This window comes from Streptomyces sp. NPDC023573 (assembly GCF_055559735.1).
On the sequence record NZ_JBVHKB010000004.1, the window covers coordinates 56518 to 77498 of the forward strand.

Genomic DNA, 20981 nt, shown 5'->3' on the forward strand with positions numbered 1-20981 from the left:
TACCGAAGAAGGACACCGTGACCGCAACCGAGGCGCCCGAGCAGGCGCCCACCTCCATGACCAACAAACAGATACTGCAGGCGATGTCCGGCCTGATGGCAGGCATGTTCGTCGCCATCCTCGCGGGCACGGTAGTCGCCAACGCCCTGCCTCGGATCATCGCCGACCTCGGTGCGAGCCAGTCCTCGTACACCTGGGTCGTGACCTCCGAGCTGCTCGCCATGACGGCCACCGTGCCGCTGTGGGGCAAGCTCGCCGACCTGTTCAACCAGAAGCTGCTGCTCCAGCTCTCGCTGGGCCTCTTCGTGGTCGGTTCCCTCGTGGCCGGCTTCTCCCAGGACGTCGTCACTCTGATCGTCAGCCGTGTCATCCAGGGCATCGGCGCCGGTGGTCTGACGGCGCTGGCCCAGATCGTCATGGCCGCCGTCATCCCGCCGCGCCGGCTCGGCAAGTACGCGGGCATCTTCGGCGCGGTCTTCGCCGTGGGCACCGTCGCCGGTCCGCTGATCGGTGGCGTCCTGGTGGACACCTCCTGGCTCGGCTGGCGCTGGTGCTTCTTCATCGGTGTGCCGTTCGCACTGGCCGGGATCGTGCTGCTCCAGCGCACCCTCAAGCTGCCGACCGTACGACGCAAGGTCAGGATCGACTGGCTGGGCGCCTTCCTGATCGTGGCCGGTGTCTGCGCGCTGCTCATCTGGACCTCGCTCGCGGGCAACAGCTTCGACTGGGCGTCCTGGCAGACGGCCGCACTGGTGACCACCGGCGTGGTGCTCCTGGTGGCGGCGGTCTTCGTCGAGCGCAGGGCCGCCGAGCCCGTCATCCCGCTGGACATCTTCCGCAACCGCACGGTGTCGCTCACGACCCTGGCGAGCTTCTTCGTCGGTGTCGCGATGTTCGCCGGGACCGTCTTCCTGTCCCAGTACTTCCAGATCTCGCTGGGCAAGTCCCCGACCGTGGCGGGGCTCATGAGCCTCCCGATGATCGGTGGTCTGCTGGTGTCCTCGACCGTCGCCGGGCAGATCATCTCCGCGACCGGCAAGTGGAAGGTCTACCTCGTCTCGGGCGCCGTCGTCATGATGGCCGGCCTCGGACTGCTCTCGACCATCGACGCCGACACGCACTTCGGCCTGCTCAGCCTCTACATGGCGCTCATGGGCATCGGCGTCGGCATGCTGATGCAGAACCTGGTGCTCGCCGCGCAGAACGACGTGCCCGCGCACGAGCTGGGCGCCGCGACCTCCGTGCTGTCCTTCTTCCGCAGCCTCGGCGGCACCATCGGCACCAGTGTGCTCGGCGCGATCCTCGCCAACCGGGTGGCCAGCGAGATGACCAAGGGCCTCGCGGACAGCGGGCTCCCGACCGCCGGTGGCGGACACAGCAGCGCCGTGCCCGACATGACCACGCTGCCCGAGCCGCTCAAGCAGATCGTCGAGCACGCGTACGGCGTCGCGACCGGCGACCTCTTCCTCATCGCCACCCCGTTCGCCTTCCTCGCCCTGCTCTCGGTGATCTTCATCAAGGAGAAGCCCCTCAAGACGACGAGCGGCATGGAACGCCTCGCCGAGGAGGCCGCTGTGGTCACCGCGGCCTCCGTCCCGGCTCCCCGGGACGGTGCGGACTCCGGCGTCCAGGACGCCGCCTCCGGCCCGGTCGGTCTGAAGAAGGACTGACCCGTACGGACGACGACGCGAAGGGCCCGGCGCGGTGCGCCGGGCCCTTCGGGCGTCAGGTCGGGGGAAGCGGCATCGGGGGGACAAGCCGCTTCCCCCGGTGAGAACGGGGACCGTAGGCCCTCGCCGCGGTCGGGGGGAAGTCACGCGGTGGGGACCTCGTGGAGGTCCCGTTCCTCGGCCCGCGCATTCCTGCGGGGTGCTGCGGGCCCACCCCCCATCCTCCTCCCTGCCGTAAGCCGCGCCCGCCGACAAAGGGCCCGAATCGACGGGTCCTTCGACCCTAAAAGCCTCATCAGTGATCGGAAACGGCCAGCGGATTCGGCCGGACGTGCGGCTAGAATCACGCGACTGCACAGGTGATCGAAGGGGAGGGGCGGGGCTGTGGTGCAAGCGAGGAAGATCGCGCTCTACATGATTGTGGTCTTCGTGCTGTACACGATCATCACCTCTCCCGAGCGGAGCGCCGACCTCGTTCAAATAGGGTTCGAGGGTGTTTCGAGCGCCGCGCAGGGCGTCGGAGACTTCATGTCCGAGCTCGTGAAGTAGGAGATCCACCATGATCCGCCACCTGGTCCTGTTCAAGCTGAACGACGGCGTCGAGCGGGACGACCCGCGGGTCGTCGCGGGGGCGGAGGCCTTCCGGGAGCTGGGCGGAAAGATCCCCGAGCTGCAGTTCTGGGAGTGCGCCTGGAACATCACCGACCGGCCGATCGCGTACGACTTCGCCATCAATTCGGCGGTCGCCGACGAGGACGCGCTCCTGCGGTACGTCGAGCACCCCGAGCACCAGGCCGCGGCCGGCCAGTGGCGCGCTTTCGCCACTTGGGTGATCGCCGACTACCCCTTCTGACCCCTTCGGATCCGCGGTCCCGCCGGCCCCTCCCCTACAGGAGAGGGGCTTTTCGGCATGTTTAAACCAAAACACCCTCAACACGACTCTATGCGGTGCTTGCACACAGTGGACATGTCTTGTGATGCTATGACCGCTTTTGACGGATGAGTTGACCGTAGTTGACCGCAAAGGGGTGGCGACACCGTGCCGGCCAGTACAGCGCCTCAAGTCCCGCCCCAGAACGTCCAGACGGACGACATCCAGACCGAGACCCCGGACCCCACCGCGCCGGCGAGAAGCCGGGGCGCGGACACCAGGGCGCTGACCCAGGTGCTGTTCGGGCGCCTCAAGGACCTCGAACCCGGCACCCCGGAGCACCACAGGGTGCGCACCGCGCTGATCGAGGCGAACCTGCCTCTCGTGCGCTACGCGGCGGCCCGCTTCCGCAGCCGGAACGAGCCGATGGAGGACGTCGTCCAGGTCGGCACCATCGGCCTGATCAACGCCATCGACCGTTTCGACCCGGAACGCGGCGTCCAGTTCCCCACGTTCGCCATGCCCACCGTGGTCGGCGAGATCAAGCGCTACTTCAGGGACAACGTGCGGACCGTGCACGTGCCCCGGCGGCTGCACGAGCTCTGGGTCCAGGTCACCGGTGCGACGGAGGACCTGACGACCGCTCACGGCCGCTCACCGACCACCGCGGAGATCGCCGAGCGCCTGAAGATCTCCGAGGACGAGGTCCTCGCCTGCATCGAGGCGGGACGCTCCTACCACGCGACCTCGCTGGAGGCCGCCCAGGAAGGTGACGGGCTGCCCGGGCTCCTGGACCGCCTCGGCTACGAGGACCCGGCGCTGGCCGGGGTCGAACACCGGGACCTGGTCCGGCATCTGCTCGTCCAGCTGCCCGAGCGCGAACAGCGGATCCTGCTGCTGCGCTACTACAACAACCTGACGCAGTCACAGATCAGTGCCGAACTGGGCGTCTCCCAGATGCATGTGTCAAGGCTTCTGGCCAGAAGTTTCGCCCGACTGAGATCCGCAAACAGGATCGAAGCGTAACCGGAACGGGTAGACCCCTGAAGGGCCGTATCCGGGGGCGTAAAAGCCGCACACCCCCTGTTTCCTGCGCAGTTTCGGCGCTGACTTGTCGACAAGTCACTACAGCGCGTTGCCGACATGTGACATTCTGCTTGAACCGCGTTTGCCGCAGCCCTACCTCCGGTATTCAGGTGGAGGCTGCGTTCCTCCGATGGTCGTGGCCACCGCGACCGTCCGCGACCTCAAGGGGGTGGCATGTCCGCAGAACAGGGCAGCTCGAAGGTGCTCACGCTCACGAAGAGCGTGCCGGCACCAGCCGTGCTCACCAGCTCGCCGGAAGCCATCGACACCCGCACGCTGTCCCGCTCCCTGTTCCTGCGGCTCGCCGCGCTGGGGCCCCCTTCGGGCCCCGACGGAACGGACAGCCCCGAGCGGGCCTATGTGCGGGACACACTCATCGAGCTCAACCTCCCGCTCGTGCGGTACGCGGCGGCACGGTTCCGGAGCCGTAACGAACCCATGGAGGACATCGTCCAGGTCGGGACGATCGGCCTGATCAAGGCGATCGACCGGTTCGACTGCGAACGGGGCGTGGAGTTCCCCACGTTCGCGATGCCCACCGTCGTGGGGGAGATCAAGCGCTTCTTCCGCGACACCTCCTGGTCGGTGCGGGTGCCGCGCCGGCTCCAGGAGCTGCGGCTCGCCCTCACCAAGACCAGCGACGAGCTCGCCCAGAAGCTCGACCGCTCGCCGACGGTGCCGGAGCTGGCCAAGGCGCTCGGGGTCTCCGAGGAGGACGTGGTCGACGGCCTGGCCGTGGGCAACGCCTACACGGCCTCGTCCCTGGACTCACCGTCCCCCGAGGACGACGGCGGCGAGGGATCGCTGGCGGACCGCCTCGGCTACGAGGACGCGGCACTGGAGGGCGTCGAGTACCGCGAGTCCCTGAAGCCGCTGCTGGCCAAGCTCGCCCCTCGCGAGCGGCAGATCATCATGCTGCGCTTCTTCGCCAACATGACCCAGTCGCAGATCGGCGAGGAGGTCGGCATCTCGCAGATGCACGTCTCCCGGCTGCTGACCCGGACGCTCACCCAGCTCAGGGAAGGGCTCATCGCCGACTGACCCGTGACGGGTCCGTACGGAGCGGCTCACCGGCCGCCGGGGCACACGAGCACGCCGCCCCGGCGGCCTCGCCGTGTCCGGGCCTGCCGCGCGGCACAGAACCGCGTCCCGCCTCGAACGCCGGCCGCTCCCGCGCCGATGTGCGGTGCGGGAGCGGATGACAAGGCCGGCGTACACGCTCACGTGCGCGCCTGGCCGGTCTCCGGGCCCCCGGAGGGGGCGACGGGCCGGCCGTGAAGGGGACGGGCGGTGGTCAGCCGAGCGCGAGCCAGGCGACCGCGCCGAGGACGACGATGACCGCGACGACGGCCACGATCACCCCGGTCTTCGAGCCGGACGAGGCCGCGGCGGGCTGCTGCCTGCCCTGCGGCTCGCCGTCGTCGACGAAGGCGCGGAACATCTGCGTGCTGCCCGCCGGGTCGTGAGTGCCCTCGGGGCCCGGCTGCGGGGCGTGGGGGTTGTGTGCCATGGGCCAGGACACTAGCGAACACGAGCCCTCCGCCCAACCCCCGGGTCCACAGGGGCCGATGCCCTTCCTCCGCGTACACGGCTTCTTCACCCGCCCGCCGGAGCGCACCGCACCCTCTCCACGCGCCCCCTCGCACCGCCCTGACCTGTGGCGAGGAACACATCCGGCGGCGGCGCACCCCTGTGGTCTGCACGCTTGACCCGGCGCCTACGCAGGCTTTTGGGTTCCTTTACTTCTGCAAGCCTCATTTCGTTTGCCTGCGGCAACCAACCGCTTCTATCGTTGCCCTAAGCAACAAGATGACCTCGCGAGATGTCTGGAGGGTCAGTGGCAGCACGGAGCCAGTACGAAGAACTGGCCCGGCAGCTCAGCGCCGTCGGAGCCGTCAAGCGGGGACTCGCCCGCATCCTGCCCGCTGAGTGTCCCGGTGGCTCGGCCACCGTGCTGACGCTGCTGGCCAAGTACGGGGAGATGCGGATCTCCCGCCTCGCCGAGCTTTTGGCCGTGAACATGTCGGTGACCAGCCGTCATGTGACTCACGCGGTCGAGAGCGGCTGGATCGAACGGTCCCCGGACCCGGCGGACAAGCGGTCCCGCATCCTGCGGCTGACCCCCGCGGGTGACGAACTGATCGACGAGCTGAGCCGGCGGACGACGGAGATGTTCGCCGACCACCTCACCGACTGGTCCGACGAGGAAGTCGGTCAGCTCAACACGTTGTTGTCCCGGCTGCGCGACAGCTTCAACTGCCGCGGCTCCGGGGGGTGCGCCCCCGGAAGGCACAGCGGCGACTGCCGCACCGGGCACTCCGACGACTTTCACACCCGTACACCCGTGTAACAGAAGCAAAGAGAAGGAATTAAATGGCTACGACCACACCACCCGGTGTGCGGGGCGGCCACGCCAAGCACGGGGCTGCCGAAGCCCCCGCAGGCACGCCGATGACACACCGGCAGATCATGGAAGCGCTGACCGGGCTGCTGCTCGGCATGTTCGTCGCGATTCTGTCGTCGACGGTCGTCTCCAACGCCCTGCCCGAGATCATTTCCGACCTCGGCGGCGGCCAGAGCGCCTACACCTGGGTCGTGACGGCCTCGCTGCTGGCCATGACGGCCACCACCCCGCTGTGGGGCAAGCTCGCGGACCTGTTCAGCAAGAAGCTGCTGGTCCAGATCGCCCTGCTCATCTACGTGGGCGGCTCCATAGTCGCCGGTCTCTCGACCAGCAGCGGCATGCTCATCATCTGCCGCGTGGTGCAGGGCATCGGCGTCGGCGGTCTCTCCGCCCTCGCCCAGATCGTGATGGCCGCGATGATCTCCCCGCGCGAGCGCGGGCGCTACAGCGGCTACCTCGGCGCTGTCTTCGCCGTCGCCACCGTGGGCGGCCCGCTCCTCGGCGGTGTCATCACCGACACCAGCTGGATGGGCTGGCGCTGGTGCTTCTACGTGGGTGTGCCGTTCGCGGTCATCGCCCTGATCGTGCTCCAGAAGACCCTGAAGCTCCCCGTGATCAAGCGCGAGGGCGTCAAGATCGACTGGTCCGGCGCGTTCTTCATCAGCGCAGCGGTCTCCCTGCTGCTGCTCTGGGTGACCTTCGCGGGCGACAAGTACGACTGGATCTCCTGGCAGACCTGGACGATGCTGGGCGGCACCGTCGTCCTCGGCGCGCTGTTCCTGTTCATCGAGTCCAAGGCCCGCGAGCCGATCATCCCGCTGCGCCTCTTCCGTAACCGCACCATCACGCTGGCCTCCGCGGCCTCGCTGTTCGTCGGTATCGGGATGTTCGCGGGCACCGTCTTCTTCAGCCAGTACTTCCAGCTGGCGCGGGACAAGTCGCCGACGATGTCCGGCGTCATGACGATCCCGATGATCGCCGGGCTCTTCCTCTCCTCGACCCTGTCGGGCCAGATCATCACCAAGACCGGCCGCTGGAAGGCCTGGCTGGTCACCGGTGGCTTCCTGCTCACCGCGGGTCTCGGGATGCTCGGCACCATCCGCTACGACACCGACTACTGGCAGATCGCGATCTTCATGTTCGTGATGGGCCTCGGTATCGGCATGATGATGCAGAACCTGGTGCTCGCCACGCAGAACCAGGTGGCTCCCGCCGACCTGGGCGCGGCCAGCTCCGTGGTGACGTTCTTCCGTTCCCTCGGTGGTGCGATCGGCGTCTCGGCGCTGGGTGCCGTCCTGGGCAACCGCGTCACCAGCTACGTCAAGGACGGCCTCGCCGACCTCGGCCCCGAGGGCGCCGCGCTGGGCCACGGCGGTACGGGCGGCGGAGGCATCCCCGACCTGGACGCGCTCCCCGGCCCGCTGCGTACGGTCATGGAGGTCGCCTACGGCCACGGTGTCGCCGACGTCTTCCTGTTCGCCGCGCCGGCCGCGCTGCTCGCCTTCCTGCTGACGATCTTCATCAAGGAGGTCGCCCTGAAGACCCGTGCGGGCAACGACACCCCCGCCGAGGCGGCCGCCGCGACGGAGACCGCCGGGCCGGCCACCACCGACACCGCGCTGCTCGCCGAGGGAACGGCCGGGGCCACCTCGGTCGACGTCCTGGAGGAGACGGCTGCCACGAAGGAGCTGACCATTCAGGGAACACCCGTACGCGGTGTGGTGCGGGGCGCCGAGGGCGCACCCGTGGCCCGCGCCGCCGTCACACTGATCTCGCTGGGCGGCCGGCAGCTGGGGCGTTCCGTCGCCCAGGCCGACGGCGGTTACGTCCTGGACGCTCCGGGCTCCGGCAGTTACGTCCTGATCGCGTCCGCCGACGGCTTCCAGCCGCAGGCGTCCACCGTGGTCGTCGGCGACGAGCCGCTGGCCTTCGACATCCTGCTCGCCGGTACGAGCGGCCTCTCCGGGACCGTACGGACCGCCGAGGGCGGCAACCCGGTCGACGGAGCGATGGTCGTCGTGACCGACGTGCGCGGCGACGTGCTGGCCACGGGCGTCTCGGGCGACGCGGGTGACTTCACCTTCGGTGAGCTGATCCCCGGCTCGGTGACCGTCGCCGTCACAGCCGCGGGCTACCGTCCGCTGGCCCTGCCGGTGGAGGTCGGCGGCCAGGGTGTCACCCGGGTCGACGTGGCCCTTCGCTCCGGCGCGCTGGTGCGGGGTGTCGTCAAGGCCGGCTCCCGCCGGGCTCCTCTGAACGACGCCCGGGTCACGCTGGTCGACGCCGCCGGCAACGTGGTCGCCACCTCGACGACCGGGGAGGACGGCGTGTACGCCTTCACCGACCTGGACGCCGGTGAGTACTCCGTGATCGCGACCGGCTACCCGCCGGTGGCGGGCTCGCTGACCGTGAGCGGCAGCGGAGTCGACGGTCACGACATCGAGCTGGCCCACCCGGGCGAGTAAGAAGAAGGATCCACAAAGACCCCTGGCGGGACAGCACTTCGAGCGGAGAGGCTGTAGCCGCCGGTGGAAATGGGCCCCGTGGCGGGATCGGCAGGCAGGGGACGGCCTGCCGAACCCGCCCCGGGGCCCGACTCATGGAGACCGCACCCCATGTGCCGGTCGGTCCGAGTCGCCGCTTCACGAGTGATTTGAGCAAGGAGAGAACACGGGATGGGACTTCGCGCACAGGTACGCACGCGGGACGGCTGGGCTGTCCAGCACGCGGTCGTGACGGTGACCGACATGACGGGCACCCAGGTGCTCCGGGCCGCCGCCGACGAGAACGGGGCCGTCCGCACCGAGGACCTCCTGCCGGCCGGCGCGTACACGGTGATCGTCACGGCGGTGGGTTACGCCCCCGCCGCGTCCACCGCGCTCGTCACGGCCAGCGGCCGGGTGGAGGCCGGGACCGTGGTGCTGGCCCGGCAGGGCGGCGTGGAACTGCCCCCTCCGGGCATCTGGTCGCTGGACCCGGTGCACTCCTCGGTGGCCGCGGTCGCCCAGCACCTGGGTATCTCCAGCGTGCACGGCCGGTTCACCGAGTTCGGCGGCCGTATCGAGATCACCGAGGACGTCCAGAACAGCCGGGTGGAGGCCTCCATCGCCTCCAGCAGCATCGACACGGGCAACGCCATGCGGGACAAGCACCTGCGCTCGGCGGACTTCCTGGACGTGGAGGCGTTCCCGGAGCTCACCTACCGCTCCCGCGCACTGACCCCGGCCGGGCCGGACCGCTGGACGGTGCACGGCCTGCTCACGATGCACGGCATCGCACGGGACGTGGACCTCGACCTCAGCTACCTCGGCACCGGCCCCGACCCGTGGGGCGGGGTGCGGGCGGCCTTCCACGCCACGGCGGAGCTGCGCCGCGACGACTTCGCCATGAACTACAACCAGGTGCTGCAGGCGGGCATCTCCGCGATCGGCACGACTCTGCGCGTCGAGCTCGACATCCAGGCGGTCCAGGGCGACTCCGTCCCGGGATGAGCTGGGCCGAAGGGCCTAGGGTTGGCCGTATGGCACCCAACATCGCGACCAACACCGCCGTGGAGCTCGGGGAACTGCTGGACTTCGTGCGGCCCCGGCACCGGGCGATCCTGCTGACCACCCGGTCCGACGGCCGCCCCCAGGGGTCCCCGCTCACCTGCGGCGTGGACGACGCGGGGCGGATCGTCGTGTCGACCTACCCCGAACGGGCCAAGACCCGTAACGCCAAGCGGGACGAGCGGGTCAGCGTGATCGTCCTGTCGGACGAGTGGAACGGGCCCTGGGTCCAGGTCGACGGCTCGGCCGAGGTGATCGACTCACCGGACTCGGTCGAGCCCCTCGTCGAGTACTTCCGCACCATCTCCGGCGAGCACCCCGACTGGGACGAGTACCGGGCGGCGATGATCAAGCAGGGGAAGTCCATCATCCGGATCACTCCGGAGCGCTGGAGCCCGGTCGCCACCGGCGGCTTCCCCGCCCACCTGGCCGGCGGCTGATCATGGTGTCCCCGCCCCACCCCGACCCGCTCGCGCGGGCCCGCCTGCTGACCTCCCCGTCCGTCGGGCCGGCCGTGGTCGGCGAGCTGGAACGGATCACCGGCCGGCCCGCCGTGCCGGTGTACGCCACCGCGCCCGACGTCCCCTTCGTGTTCGTGGGGGACGTGCTGCCCGAAGCGCTGCGGGTCCCCGGCCTGTTGTGGTTCCACAGCGTCTACGCCGGGACGGACGCGCTGCTCGCCGCCGGGGCCTGGCCCGAAGGGGCCCTGCTGACGCGGACCGTGGGACGGATGGGCGAGCGGATCGCCCAGTACACGCTGGCCTGGGTCCTCGCCGAGTGCCAGTCCGTCCCGGAGCACACCGCGCAGCACTCCAGGTCCGAGTGGCGCCGCCTCCCGTCCGAGCTCGCCGCCGGACAGACCGCCGTGGTCCACGGCACCGGTCGCATCGGCTCCGCCGTCGCCGGCCTGCTGCGTGCCTGTTCCGTGCGCACGGTGGGCGTGAGCCGCACTCCCCGCGCCACATCCCCGGGCTTCGACCGGGTGGTCCTGGCCGGCTCGGAGGAGGAGACGGCGGCGCTGGCGGAGGCCAGATGGGTCGTCTCGGCCCTGCCCCTGACCGGTGCCACGGAGCGCTTCTTCGACGCCGCCAGATTCGCGGCGATGCGGGGCGCCACCTTCCTCAACGTGGGCCGGGGCGCGACCGTGGACATGGCGGCGCTGGAGGCCGCGCTGCACGGCGGGACGGTCCGCCGCGCCGTGCTCGACGTGCTGCCCGACGAGCCCGCCGCTCCCGGCGACCGCGTCTGGCGGCTGCCCCGCACGGTGATCACGTCGCACTCGGCCGGCATCACGGCCGACGAGGACGTCGTCGCCGACTTCGAGTCCTGCTGGCAGGCGGTCGCCGAGGGCCGCACACCGGCCCTGGCCGTGGACCTCCGCCGCGGTTACTGAGAGGCCCTAGGGGTGGCGCGCCGCCCGCTCGCACGTCGCCTCGATGCCCGCGATCAGCAGGTCCAGCGCGAACGTGAAGTCCCGCTCGCGCGTCTCCTCCACCGTCCCCCGGCCGCGCGCGTCCATGAGGTTCTCCGAGGACCGCATGGCCCGGTGGATCTCCGGGTCCGCGCGGATCGTTCCCATCGCCCGCTCGACATACTCGTCCTGGGTGAGCCCGGCTTCCGCCGTGCGCTGCACGAAGTGCCCCTCGGTGGTGCCGAATCCGTAGACGAACTGGAAGACGGCCGCCATCGCGCCCGTCTGCCGCTCCAGGGGCAGCCCGGTGGCGCGGACGACGTCCTGGACGGCGTACGAGAACAGCATGGAGCGCGGGCCGATGTTCAGGAATCTGCCGATGAGGGCCGAGACCCAGGGGTGCCGGACGAACATCTTCCGGTAGCTGGTGGCCAGTTCACGCATGCGGTCGCGCCAGTCGGCGTCCTCCGCCGTGGCCGGGATCTCGCCGAACACGGTGTCCAGGGCGAGTTCCAGCAGGTCGTCCTTGGTGTCGACGTACCAGTAGAGGGACATCGCCGTGACGTCGAGCTCGGCGGCGAGGCGCCGCATGGAGAACTTCGCGAGGCCGTCGGCGTCCAGCAGCCGGACGCTCGCCGCCGTGATCCTGTCCCGGTCGAGGCCGGCCGGCTGATCCGCCCTGCGGGTGCGCGCCGGTGTCCGCCGGTCCAGCCACACACTGACCCTGGAAGGGCTCTTCGCACGGTCTGCCGCGGACCCCATGGCGCACACTCCTCGTCTCGCGGTGGCTCTCCTGCGTACCGGCGCCCCCGTCCGATGCTATGCCCGTCACCTGGGGCTCCCAGTCGCCTCCGCACGCTCCGCCCGCAGCGGCGGGACCGCGGCCGGCGGACCACCGGCCAGGACCGCCGCCGCTGCGACCGGTTGACCGGTCTCCAGGCCCGGGGCGAAGGCGTCCGTGACGCGACAGGGCGGTGGCCCCGGAGCCTGTGCTCCGGGGCCACCGCCCTGTCACCGGGGTCTCAGCTCTTCGGCTGGGTGAGGTCGTAGAAGGTCGCGCTTCCCGCGGTGACCTCCTTGAAGTTCTCCTCCACCCACGTCGTGATCTGCGAGGAGGTGCCTTCGCCGCCGCCCGTGCCACCGCCGCCCGAGCCGCTGGAGATCAAGTAGTGGATCCTGCCGTCCTCCACGTACTTCTTGAACTGCGCGAGCGTCGGCGACGGGTCGCTCCCGTTGAAGCCGCCGATCGCCATCACCGGTTCGCCGGTGGCGAGTTGGTAGCTCGCGGCGTTCTGCGAGCCGACGGCCGCGGCGGTCCAGGTGTAGGCGTCGGCGTTCTGCTTCAGGAGCGTCTTGGCCTCGGAGTCGACGGAGGCGCCGTTGAGCAGACCGCCCATGCCTCCTCCGCCGCCCGCGCCGCCTTCGCCCATGCCGCCGCCGGGCATCCCGCCCTGCTGACCACCGGGAGCCTGACCCTGGCCCTGGCTCCGACCGGGGGTGCCGCCGCCGGGCATGCCGCCCGCCGGCGCGTTGCCGGGAGCCTGGCCGTCCTGCGCGTTGCCCTGTGCCCGGCCGCCCGGCTGGGTGCCCTGCCGGGGCGGCTGCATCCCGCCGCCCTCGCCGCCACCGGGACCGCCGCCCCGGCCGCCACCGGGGCCGCCCATGCTCGCGCCCGAGGGACCCGCCGTGACGATCGAGCCCTGGTGCCCCGTGTCGAGCGTGCTGATCGTGTACGCCGTCGGCCCGGCCAGCGACGCCGCCAGACCCAGACCCGCCACGCCCAGCACGAGCGTCCGGCCCAGCCGTGCGGCGCACAGCAGCCCCACGGCGGCCACGAGGCCACCGGTCAGGACGGCCCAGCGCAGCCACGGGAGGTAGTCCGGGGTCCGCCCCAGCAGGACGTACGCCCAGACGGCCGTCGCCGCGACGGTCACGCCGAGCGCTGCGCCCGCCCACCACTTGCTCCGCTCCTCCCAGAGGACCGTGGCGCCCATGCCGACGAGCGCCGCGATGTAGGGGGCCAGGGCGACCGTGTAGTACTGGTGGAAGATGCCGGCCATGAAGCTGAAGACGAGGGCCGTCATCAGCAGCGAGCCGCCCCAGGCGAGGAACGCCGCGCGGGCCGTGTCGGTCCGCTTCGCCCGCCAGGTCAGCCAGACACCGGCGGCCAGCAGGAGCAGCGCGGCGGGCAGCAGCCAGGAGATCTGGCCGCCGATCTCGGAGTTGAACATGCGGCCGATGCCGGTTTCGCCCCAGCCACCGCCCTGCCCGCCACCGCCGCCACCACCGACGCTGCCGGTCTCCTCGCCGTTGATGCGGCCGAGTCCGTTGTAGCCGAAGGTGAGTTCGAGGAAGGAGTTGTTCTGCGAGCCACCGATGTACGGGCGTGAGGAGGCCGGCCACAGCTCGACGATCGCCACCCACCAGCCGCCGGACACGATCGTCGCCAGCGCCGCCAGACCGAGCTGCCCGAACCGCTTCCGGACGGACACCGGCGCGAACACCGCGTACAGCACGGCGAGCGGCGGCAGGATCAGGAAGGCCTGCAGCGTCTTCGACAGGAACGCCACACCCACAGCGACGCCCGCCCAGACCAGCCACGTCGTCCGGCCGCCCTCCATCGCGCGCAGCACGCAGTAGACGGTGACGGTCATCAGGAGCGCGAGCAGCGCGTCCGGGTTGTTGAAGCGGAACATCAGCGCGGCGACCGGCGTCAGCGCGAAGACCACCATGGTGATCAGCCCGGCGGCGGCGCTGAAGCGGCGGCGCACGGCCCCGTGGAGGACACCGGCGGTGGCGACGGCCATCAGCACCTGGGGCGCGAGGACCGCCCAGGAGCTCAGCCCGAAGATCCGGACCGAGAGGGCCATCGGCCAGAGCGTGGCCGGGGGCTTGTCGACGGTGATCGCGTTAGCCGAGTCCAGCGAGCCGAAGAAGAAGGCCTTCCAGCTCTGGCTGCCGGCCTGCACGGCCGCGGAGTAGAAGGAGTTGGCGTAACCGGACGCGCTCAGGTTCCACAGGTACGCGAGCCCGACGGCCAGCAGCAGTCCGAGGAAGGCGGGCCTCGCCCAGCGCGGGTCCTCGGGCCTGCCCCGGAGGACGCGCCGCGACAGCGGATCCCGCCCGCCCGCGGCGTGCGCGGGCGCCCCTGGGGTGCCGGGCGGGGCCTGGAGGCGGTCGGAGTGGGTGGCGGCGGTCATCGGACGTTCCTCGGTTCGTGTGCGGCACCCTGGCGGGCGTCCTGGTGGTCGGTGCGCCGGTCGGGGAAGACCCAGGCGCGGAAGAGCAGAAACCGCAGCACCGTCGCCGCGAGGTTGGCCGCGATCAGCACCGCGAGCTCCGTGCCGTGCGAAGCCGATCCGGAGGCCGTGCCCAGGGCGGCGAGCGAACCGCTGGTGAGGGCGAGCCCGATCGCGAAGACGACGAGCCCCTGCGCCTGGTGGCGCACGGCGCCGCCCCGGCCGCGCACACCGAAGGTGAGCCTCCGGTTCGCCGCCGTGTTCGCGACGGCGGACACCAGGAGGGCCGCCGCGTTGGCGAACTGCGGGCCGACGCCCAGCCGGAAGAGGGAGTACAGGGCGAGGTAGACGAGGGTGGAGAGCGCGCCCACGACGCAGAACCCGACCAGCTGCCTGGCGAGTCCGCGCGGCACCCCCGGCACGGCCCGGTCGCGCGGGTCGTCCCCGAAGGGCCGCGCCAGACGGTCCAGCGGGAGCGCCCCGGTGGCCAGGGCCCGGCCCACCCGCCAGACCCCCTTGAGGTCGTCGGTCGCCGTCCTCACGATGTGCACGGTGGAGTCGGGGTCGTCGACCCAGTCGACCGGCACCTCGTGGATGCGCAGCCCGGCCCGCTCGGCGAGGACCAGCATCTCGGTGTCGAAGAACCATCCGGTGTCCTCGACCATCGGCAGCAGCCGCTGCGCGACCTCGCGCCGTATGGCCTTGAAGCCGCACTGGGCGTCGCTGAACCTGGCGGCCAGCGAGGAGCGCAGGATGAGGTTGTAGGCCCGCGAGATGAACTCACGCTTCGAGCCGCGCACCACCCGCGAGCTGCGGGCGAGGCGCGAGCCGATGGCCAGGTCCGAGTGGCCGGAGATCAGCGGGGCGACCAGCGGCAGCAGGGCGTTGAGGTCGGTCGAGAGGTCGACGTCCATGTAGGCGAGGACCGGGGAGTCCGAGTGGGACCAGACGGTCCGCAGCGCCCGGCCCCGCCCCTTCTCCTCCAGCCGGTACGACCGCACCTCGGGGATGAGGGCCGCGAGCCGGGCCGCCACCTCGGGCGTACGGTCGGTGCTCGCGTTGTCCGCCACGGTGATCCGGAATCCGTACGGGAACGTCCGCGCCAGATGGTCGTGGAGGCGCAGCACGCACGTTTCCAGGTCCTTCTCCTCGTTGTACACGGGGATCACTACGTCGAGTACGGGAGCGCCGACCGCTGCGGCCAGGAGATGTTCCCGGGCCGGCAGGGTGCTCCAAGGAGTGTCGGTTCGCATGAGACAGACACTCGCCAACCGCGCTGTCACATCCGTGTGCTGAGCCTGTGGTCCGTCTGTGAGTGCGCCACGGGAACACCGGCCGTGCTGTTGTCCCAGGCCGGAGCGGTGCCGCCGAAACCGTCCAGCCGGGCTGCGGAGGCGTGGACGGGGCTGTCCGTGCCGTCCCCGTACACCGCGTCGGCCGGCAGACGGACCGCGAACACCGTGTCGCCCGGCACCGACCGCACCTCTGCCAGCCCGCCGTGCGCGGTGACGACGGCCTGCACGATGGCGAGGCCGAGACCCGTCGACCCGGCGTGCCGGGAGCGCGAGGCGTCGCCGCGCGCGAACCGTTCGAAGACACGCGGCCGCAGCTCGGCGGGGATGCCCGGCCCGTTGTCCTGGACCTCCAGGGTCACCCAGGGCAGCTCCCTGCGCGCCGGCCGCAGACGGACCGTGACCGTGGTCCCGGGCGGGGTGTGCGTGCGCGCGTTCGCGAGCAGGTTGACCAGCACCTGCTGGATCCTGGTCGGGTCGGCCGACACCGTCGCCGGCACCTCGGGCAGGTCGAGCCGCCAGTGGTGGGTCGCGCCGGAGGAGCCGTCAGGTGCCCGGTCGGCGACGCGGGCGTCGCTCACCGCGTCGATGACGAGCGGCGAGAGATCGGTGCTCTCGTACGAGAGCGGCCGTCCGGCGTCGAGACGGGCCAGGAGCAGCAGGTCCTCGACCATGCCCGTCATCCGTTCCGCCTCGGACTCGATCCGTCCCAGGGCGTGCCGGGTGTCGGGTCCGGTGTTCTCCCGTCCCCGGCGCGTCAGTTCGGCGTACCCGCGGATCGAGGCGAGCGGTGTGCGCAGCTCGTGGCTGGCGTCCGCGACGAACTGGCGCACCCGCGTCTCGCTCTTCTGCCGGGCCTCCAGGGCCGAACCGACGTGCCCCAGCATCCTGTTGAGGGCGGCGCCGACCTGACCCACCTCGGTGCGCGGATCGGCCTCCGCGCCCGGCACCCGTTCGAGGAGGGCGACCTCCCCGCTGTGCAGCGGGAGTTCGGAGACCCGGGTCGCCGTGGCGGCCACCCTGCGCAGCGGGCGCAGGGCGACACCCACCATCGCGGCGCCGGCGATACCGGCGGCGATGAGCCCGGCACCGGTGACACAGACCTCGACGACGATCAGGGTGTTGACGGCCTTGTCCACCTCGGCCGTGGGGATGCCGACCAGGACGGAGGAACCGCCGCCCGACGGGACGACCTGCACGCGGTAGCCGCCGAGCCCGGGGAGCTCGACGTCATGGGCCTCGCCGTCCGGAGCCACCCCCGAGGCTTCGAGGGCGTTCTGCTGCGCCTCGTCCAGCTCCCCCGTGCTCTGCGTGGCGTCCGGCCCGTTCATCACCTTGGAGAGGGTGACGGAACCGTCGGTGACCACGGCGCCTATCGTGTCGGGGCCGCCCCTGCCGACGAACTCCAGCGGATCCTCACCCTCCGGACCGCCCGGCATGAGCTTGCCGCCGTCCAGCGGACGCGTCGCGGCCAGCCGGGTGATGTCGTGGAGCTGGTCGTCCAGCTTCCCGTACATGTAGCTCCGGAATGCGATGGCGGTGACCGAACCGATCACGGTGGCGACCACCGCGATGAGCGTCACCGCGTACACGACGAGCCGGGTGCGGAGCGTCCAGGGCCGGCGCGTGCTCTGCCCGCTCACAGGGTCAGTCACCCGGCTTGATGAGGTATCCAGCCCCACGCCGGGTGTGGATCATCGGGGTGCGCCCCGCGTCGATCTTCTTGCGCAAGTAGGAGATGTACAGCTCGACGACGTTGGCCTGGCCGCCGAAGTCGTAGTTCCAGACCCGGTCCAGGATCTGCGCCTTGCTCAGCACCCGGCGCGGATTGCGCATCAGGAAACGCAGCAGCTCGAACTCGGTCGCCGTGAGATGGATCGAGTCGTCGCCCCGGCTCACCTCGTGACTGTCCTCGTCCAGCACCAGGTCACCCACGACGAGCGTCGAGTCGCTGCGGACCGAGGCCGTACCGGAGCGGCGGATCAGGCCGCGCAGCCGTGCCACGACCTCCTCCAGGCTGAACGGCTTGGTGACGTAGTCGTCGCCTCCCGCCGTGAGCCCCGCGATCCGGTCCTCCACCGAGTCCCGTGCGGTCAGGAACAGCACGGGCACGTCGGAGAGCTCGCGCCGCAGCCGGCCGAGCACCGCCAGCCCGTCCATGTCGGGAAGCATCACGTCGAGGATCACCGCGTCGGGGCGGAAGTCGCGCGCCGTACGGACGGCGCCCGCACCGTCACCGGCGCTGCGCACCTCCCAGCCCTCGTAACGCAGGGCCATGGAGAGCAGCTCGGCGAGCGGGGCCTCGTCGTCCACGACCAGTACGCGGATGGGATTGCGGTCGGGCCTGAGCAGTTCTGTACGCCCCTGGGGCGAGGTCGTCGTCATGGCTCAAGCCTGTGAGACGGCCGTGAGAGAGACCTTTCGCCTACCTGTGAATTTCCTGAGAAACGCCGCGCCGGGCCGCCCCGCGCTACCCGAACAGCTCGCTCGCGTTCCCGTGGCAGACCGCCCGCAGCCAGGCGTCGCCCAGCCCCAGCCGCTCCAGGGCGTGCAGCTGGTGGGCGTACGGGTACGGGATGTTCGGGAAGTCCGTGCCGAGCAGGATCCGGTCCCCCAGATCCGCGAGGCGGCCGCGCTCCGAGGGCGGGAACGGCGTGAAGTCCTCGGTGAAGTCCGTGAACGCCATGGTCGTGTCGAGCCGCACCCCTGGGTAGGCCGCCGCCAGCGCCAGGAACTCCGCGTACTCCGGCATCCCCATGTGCGCCACCACCAGCTTCAGCCGGGGGTGGCGGGACAGCAGCCGGCCGATCGGCCCGGGGCCCGTGTACGCGCCGGGCGCCGGCCCGGAGCCGCAGTGCGTCACCACCGGGATCCCGGCCTCGGCCAGCAGCCCCCACACGGGCTCCAGCAGCGGATCGTTCGGATCGTAGGCCCCGACCTGGAGGTGCGACTTGAAGACGCGCGCCCCCGCCTCGACCGCCTCGCGCACATAGGCTCCCGCGTCGTCCTCCGGGAAGAACGTGGCAGTGTGCAGACAGTCCGGCACCCGCGCGGCGAAGTCCGCCGCCCAGCCGTTCAGCCAGGACGCCATGCCGGCCTTGTGCGGGTAGAGCATCGAGGTGAACCGGAGCACCCCGAACGAGCGCAGCAGCGCGAGGCGTTCGTCCTCGTCCCGCCGATAGGTGATCGGCCACTCGAGACCGGTCAGCGGACCCGCCGAGTCGAAGTAGGCCCACACCTTGCTGAGCACCCGCTCCGGCATGAAGTGCGTGTGGACGTCGATGATCCCGGGCAGCCCGAGCCGCTGCCGGAACCGCACGACGTCCTCACGGTCGCGGTCGTCGCCGCTCATCCGCCCCACCTGCCTCGACACATCGCCGGGAAAGATCTCCGGCGACGATCTCAGAACAGCCCGTCCTGCACACCACCGCCCCCCAGGGCCACGGTCGGCACACCGGTCCCCGCCCGCACGTCGGCGCCCACCAGGTCCCAGCCGGTGACGAGCCGCGTGTCCAGCACGACGATCCCCTCGTCCACCGTCTCCAGGTGCAGATCGGGCCCGGCCGCGGCCACCAGCCGGCCGGCCACCACCGCGCCGTCCACCAGCCCGGTCACCACCCGCGTCGCCGCCGCCGCACCGTCGAGCCCGAACACCCGGGCGTGGTCGACGGCCACGCACGGCAGCCGCTCCAGCGCCTCCGGCCAGCCGGCGCCGTCCAGGGCGGCGGCCCGCCCGTACAGCTCCTCGATCTCGGCGGCCCGTTCCGCCGCCCCCGGCAGCCCGCCCCGCACCGCACGCTTGCGCGCGTACGGGATCCGGTCGGGCACCCCGAGCGCCGAACGCAGCAACTCCTCCGTCCGCCGCGCGGCCATCAGCGGCCCGCGTCCCAGCCAGCTGAACACCACGGCCCCCTGCTCGCGCAGCCGCGCGGCGTCCCGCGACTCCCCCGTGATCCCCACCTTGACCATGCCGGGCCCGAACCAGGCCAGATAGACGCGGTACGTGCGCGGGTCGTCGGCGATCGTGTCCGCCGCCACCGAGTGCGCCCGGTCCAGCCGTGCGCACTCCGCGCACCGCGCCCCCGTGCTCCGTACGGGCACCACGGCGCCGACCGGGCACGGGTTGCCGCGCGCCCCCACGCAGTGCCGCTCCCCCTCGGCACGGAAGGCGAGCTCCTTCCCGTACGCCAGGACGCTCTCCCGCCCCCGCCCGGACCCGTCGCTCCGCGCCCAGCCGAGCACGGGCCCGCCGTGGGGCCAGCGCAGACCCGTGCACCGCCAGCCGCTCATGGGCCCCTCCCGGACAGGTGGTGAAAGCCTCCCGGGGCGGGGCTCTCGTCGAGGTGTGTACCGCCAGAGTAATTTCACGCGCACGGCCCACCGGCCACACGCGCGCACTCACGCACGCACGCCCGGACCGTTGCCGCGCTTCGCCTGTGTACGGGCTGTACGGCCCGTCACGGGGCTAGGATCCGAGCCATGGATCTGACCGTGGAGGACGTGGACCGGTTCAGGGCCTTCATGCCCCGGCTCGAAGCCATCGCCTACCGCCTCCTCGGCTCCGCGAGCGACGCCGAGGACGCCGTGCAGGACACGTTCCTGCGCTGGCAGGCCGCCGACACGGACCGCATCGAGGTCCCCGAGGCCTGGCTGACGAAGGTCCTCACCAACCTGTGCCTCAACCAACTCACCTCTGCGCGCGCCCGGCGCGAGACCTATGTGGGCCAGTGGCTGCCGGAGCCGCTGCTCCCGGGGGACCCGATGCTCGGCCCCGCCGAGACCGCCGAGCAGCGCGAGTCCGTCTCGTACGCCGTCCTCGCCCTCATGGAGCGTCTCTCGCCCAACGAACGGGTGGTGTACGTGCTGCGGGAGGCCTTCGGCTATCCGCACCGGAAGATCGCGGAGCTCCTCGACATCACCGAGTCCGCGGCCCAGCAGATCCTCCACCGCGCCAGGAAGCACATCGCGGAGGGCAGGACCCGCGCCGAGGTCGACGAGGCCGCCGCCCGGCGGATCGTCGAGGAGTTCATCGAGGCCGCCACCAGTGGCCGGACCGAGCCGCTCGTACGGCTGCTCACCGCGGACGCCGTCTCGGTCGGCGACGGCGGCGGGAAGGTCCCGGCCCGCACCAGGCCGTTCGAGGGCGCCGTCGCGGTCGCGAAGTTCCTGCGGGGCCTGTTCACGCCCGGCAAGGCCAAGCGCGACCTGGCCGGCGGCTCACCCGGGGTCTACGTCACGACCGCCAACAACGGCCCGGCCCTGGTCGCGGTCGTCGACGGCCGGGTCATCGGCGTCATGTGCCTGGAGGTCACTCCCGAGGGCATCGCCGCGATCCGCGCCCAGGCCAACCCCGACAAGCTCGAACGCGCGACCCGGCGATGGGCGGCCTCCGACCACGGAGAACCCCTGCTCCACCTCTACTGATCGGGCTGTGACCTGCTTCACACCGCACTCCTGTCA

At 71.2% G+C, this 20981-nt stretch carries 19 protein-coding genes; 11 read left to right on the top strand and 8 right to left on the bottom strand.

Going from position 1 to position 20981, the window contains the following annotated elements:
- Positions 1-56: 56 nt before the first annotated feature.
- The 5 genes from ACZ32T_RS14180 to ACZ32T_RS14200 all read left to right on the top strand — a co-directional run bounded on the left by ACZ32T_RS14180 (position 57) and on the right by ACZ32T_RS14200 (position 4668).
- Positions 57-1670: an MDR family MFS transporter gene (locus ACZ32T_RS14180; protein WP_467367584.1), complete on the top strand. Its 1614-nt coding sequence runs from the start codon at positions 57-59 to the stop codon at positions 1668-1670.
- A gap of 384 nt (positions 1671-2054) precedes the next feature.
- On the top strand, positions 2055-2219 hold the full coding sequence (locus ACZ32T_RS14185; RefSeq protein WP_014155101.1) for a hypothetical protein: 165 nt from the start codon (positions 2055-2057) through the stop codon (positions 2217-2219).
- Between the two features lie 10 nt (positions 2220-2229).
- On the top strand, positions 2230-2523 hold the full coding sequence (locus ACZ32T_RS14190) for a Dabb family protein (protein ID WP_467273118.1): 294 nt from the start codon (positions 2230-2232) through the stop codon (positions 2521-2523).
- 186 nt (positions 2524-2709) lie between these two features.
- Positions 2710-3567 (top strand): RNA polymerase sigma factor SigF, encoded by an 858-nt coding sequence (locus ACZ32T_RS14195; protein ID WP_467273119.1) that lies wholly within the window; start codon positions 2710-2712, stop codon positions 3565-3567.
- 234 nt (positions 3568-3801) lie between these two features.
- Complete coding sequence (locus ACZ32T_RS14200) at positions 3802-4668, top strand: RNA polymerase sigma factor SigF (protein ID WP_356708875.1); 867 nt, start codon at positions 3802-3804, stop codon at positions 4666-4668.
- 253 nt (positions 4669-4921) lie between these two features.
- On the opposite strand, the gene ACZ32T_RS14205 is transcribed toward ACZ32T_RS14200, so the two are convergent.
- Complete coding sequence (locus ACZ32T_RS14205) at positions 4922-5137, bottom strand: hypothetical protein (RefSeq protein WP_467273120.1); 216 nt, start codon at positions 5135-5137, stop codon at positions 4922-4924.
- A gap of 327 nt (positions 5138-5464) precedes the next feature.
- Between ACZ32T_RS14205 and ACZ32T_RS14210 the strand changes: the two genes are divergently transcribed.
- The 5 genes from ACZ32T_RS14210 (at position 5465) to ACZ32T_RS14230 (ending at position 10972) form a co-directional block, all read left to right on the top strand.
- Positions 5465-5977, top strand: a complete 513-nt coding sequence (locus tag ACZ32T_RS14210; protein ID WP_467273121.1) for a MarR family winged helix-turn-helix transcriptional regulator — start codon at positions 5465-5467, stop codon at positions 5975-5977.
- Positions 5978-6078: 101 nt separating this feature from the next.
- The gene (locus ACZ32T_RS14215; RefSeq protein ID WP_467273133.1) at positions 6079-8496 is read left to right on the top strand and encodes an MFS transporter; all 2418 of its coding nucleotides are present in this window, start codon (positions 6079-6081) and stop codon (positions 8494-8496) included.
- Positions 8497-8706: 210 nt separating this feature from the next.
- Positions 8707-9522 (top strand): YceI family protein, encoded by an 816-nt coding sequence (locus ACZ32T_RS14220; RefSeq protein WP_467273122.1) that lies wholly within the window; start codon positions 8707-8709, stop codon positions 9520-9522.
- A gap of 29 nt (positions 9523-9551) precedes the next feature.
- Positions 9552-10019, top strand: a complete 468-nt coding sequence (locus ACZ32T_RS14225; RefSeq protein WP_467367068.1) for a PPOX class F420-dependent oxidoreductase — start codon at positions 9552-9554, stop codon at positions 10017-10019.
- Positions 10020-10021: 2 nt separating this feature from the next.
- Positions 10022-10972 carry an NAD(P)-dependent oxidoreductase gene (locus ACZ32T_RS14230; protein WP_467367070.1) on the top strand — a complete coding sequence of 317 codons (951 nt, stop codon included), beginning with the start codon at positions 10022-10024 and terminating at the stop codon, positions 10970-10972.
- A gap of 6 nt (positions 10973-10978) precedes the next feature.
- Here the strand turns inward: ACZ32T_RS14230 and ACZ32T_RS14235 are convergent, their stop codons facing one another.
- The 7 genes from ACZ32T_RS14235 to ACZ32T_RS14265 form a co-directional block, all read right to left on the bottom strand.
- On the bottom strand, positions 10979-11752 hold the full coding sequence (locus ACZ32T_RS14235) for a TetR/AcrR family transcriptional regulator (RefSeq protein WP_467367072.1): 774 nt from the start codon (positions 11750-11752) through the stop codon (positions 10979-10981).
- Positions 11753-12012: 260 nt separating this feature from the next.
- Positions 12013-14190 carry an ArnT family glycosyltransferase gene (locus tag ACZ32T_RS14240; protein WP_467367074.1) on the bottom strand — a complete coding sequence of 726 codons (2178 nt, stop codon included), beginning with the start codon at positions 14188-14190 and terminating at the stop codon, positions 12013-12015.
- Complete coding sequence (locus ACZ32T_RS14245; protein ID WP_467367076.1) at positions 14187-15482, bottom strand: bifunctional glycosyltransferase family 2/GtrA family protein; 1296 nt, start codon at positions 15480-15482, stop codon at positions 14187-14189. Before ACZ32T_RS14245 ends, ACZ32T_RS14240 begins: the two co-directional genes overlap by 4 nt.
- A 26-nt stretch (positions 15483-15508) precedes the next feature.
- Entirely contained in the window at positions 15509-17164 is a 1656-nt protein-coding gene (locus ACZ32T_RS14250) for a HAMP domain-containing sensor histidine kinase (protein ID WP_467271518.1), read from the bottom strand.
- Positions 17165-17168: 4 nt separating this feature from the next.
- A complete protein-coding gene (locus tag ACZ32T_RS14255; RefSeq protein ID WP_401523531.1) occupies positions 17169-17906 on the bottom strand; it encodes a response regulator transcription factor in 738 nt (245 codons plus the stop codon).
- Positions 17907-17991: 85 nt separating this feature from the next.
- The gene (locus ACZ32T_RS14260) at positions 17992-18873 is read right to left on the bottom strand and encodes an amidohydrolase family protein (protein ID WP_467271520.1); all 882 of its coding nucleotides are present in this window, start codon (positions 18871-18873) and stop codon (positions 17992-17994) included.
- Positions 18874-18923: 50 nt separating this feature from the next.
- Positions 18924-19811 (bottom strand): DUF2797 domain-containing protein, encoded by an 888-nt coding sequence (locus ACZ32T_RS14265; protein ID WP_467367078.1) that lies wholly within the window; start codon positions 19809-19811, stop codon positions 18924-18926.
- 189 nt (positions 19812-20000) lie between these two features.
- On the opposite strand from ACZ32T_RS14265, the gene ACZ32T_RS14270 reads away from it, so the two are divergent.
- Entirely contained in the window at positions 20001-20945 is a 945-nt protein-coding gene (locus ACZ32T_RS14270) for an RNA polymerase sigma-70 factor (RefSeq protein WP_467271524.1), read from the top strand.
- The last annotated feature ends 36 nt before the right edge of the window (positions 20946-20981 follow it).

What these genes read in the sequence shown, in the direction of transcription:
- ACZ32T_RS14180 (WP_467367584.1), top strand. Translation starts at nt 57, where the DNA reads ATGACCAACAAACAGATACTGCAGGCGATGTCCGGCCTGATGGCAGGC.
- ACZ32T_RS14190 (WP_467273118.1), top strand. Translation starts at nt 2,230, where the DNA reads ATGATCCGCCACCTGGTCCTGTTCAAGCTGAACGACGGCGTCGAGCGG.
- ACZ32T_RS14200 (WP_356708875.1), top strand. Translation starts at nt 3,802, where the DNA reads ATGTCCGCAGAACAGGGCAGCTCGAAGGTGCTCACGCTCACGAAGAGC.
- ACZ32T_RS14205 (WP_467273120.1), bottom strand. Translation starts at nt 5,137, where the DNA reads ATGGCACACAACCCCCACGCCCCGCAGCCGGGCCCCGAGGGCACTCAC.
- ACZ32T_RS14215 (WP_467273133.1), top strand. Translation starts at nt 6,079, where the DNA reads ATGACACACCGGCAGATCATGGAAGCGCTGACCGGGCTGCTGCTCGGC.
- ACZ32T_RS14220 (WP_467273122.1), top strand. Translation starts at nt 8,707, where the DNA reads ATGGGACTTCGCGCACAGGTACGCACGCGGGACGGCTGGGCTGTCCAG.
- ACZ32T_RS14225 (WP_467367068.1), top strand. Translation starts at nt 9,552, where the DNA reads ATGGCACCCAACATCGCGACCAACACCGCCGTGGAGCTCGGGGAACTG.
- ACZ32T_RS14230 (WP_467367070.1), top strand. Translation starts at nt 10,022, where the DNA reads ATGGTGTCCCCGCCCCACCCCGACCCGCTCGCGCGGGCCCGCCTGCTG.
- ACZ32T_RS14235 (WP_467367072.1), bottom strand. Translation starts at nt 11,752, where the DNA reads ATGGGGTCCGCGGCAGACCGTGCGAAGAGCCCTTCCAGGGTCAGTGTG.
- ACZ32T_RS14240 (WP_467367074.1), bottom strand. Translation starts at nt 14,190, where the DNA reads ATGACCGCCGCCACCCACTCCGACCGCCTCCAGGCCCCGCCCGGCACC.
- ACZ32T_RS14245 (WP_467367076.1), bottom strand. Translation starts at nt 15,482, where the DNA reads ATGCGAACCGACACTCCTTGGAGCACCCTGCCGGCCCGGGAACATCTC.
- ACZ32T_RS14255 (WP_401523531.1), bottom strand. Translation starts at nt 17,906, where the DNA reads ATGACGACGACCTCGCCCCAGGGGCGTACAGAACTGCTCAGGCCCGAC.
- ACZ32T_RS14260 (WP_467271520.1), bottom strand. Translation starts at nt 18,873, where the DNA reads ATGAGCGGCGACGACCGCGACCGTGAGGACGTCGTGCGGTTCCGGCAG.
- ACZ32T_RS14265 (WP_467367078.1), bottom strand. Translation starts at nt 19,811, where the DNA reads ATGAGCGGCTGGCGGTGCACGGGTCTGCGCTGGCCCCACGGCGGGCCC.
- ACZ32T_RS14270 (WP_467271524.1), top strand. Translation starts at nt 20,001, where the DNA reads ATGGATCTGACCGTGGAGGACGTGGACCGGTTCAGGGCCTTCATGCCC.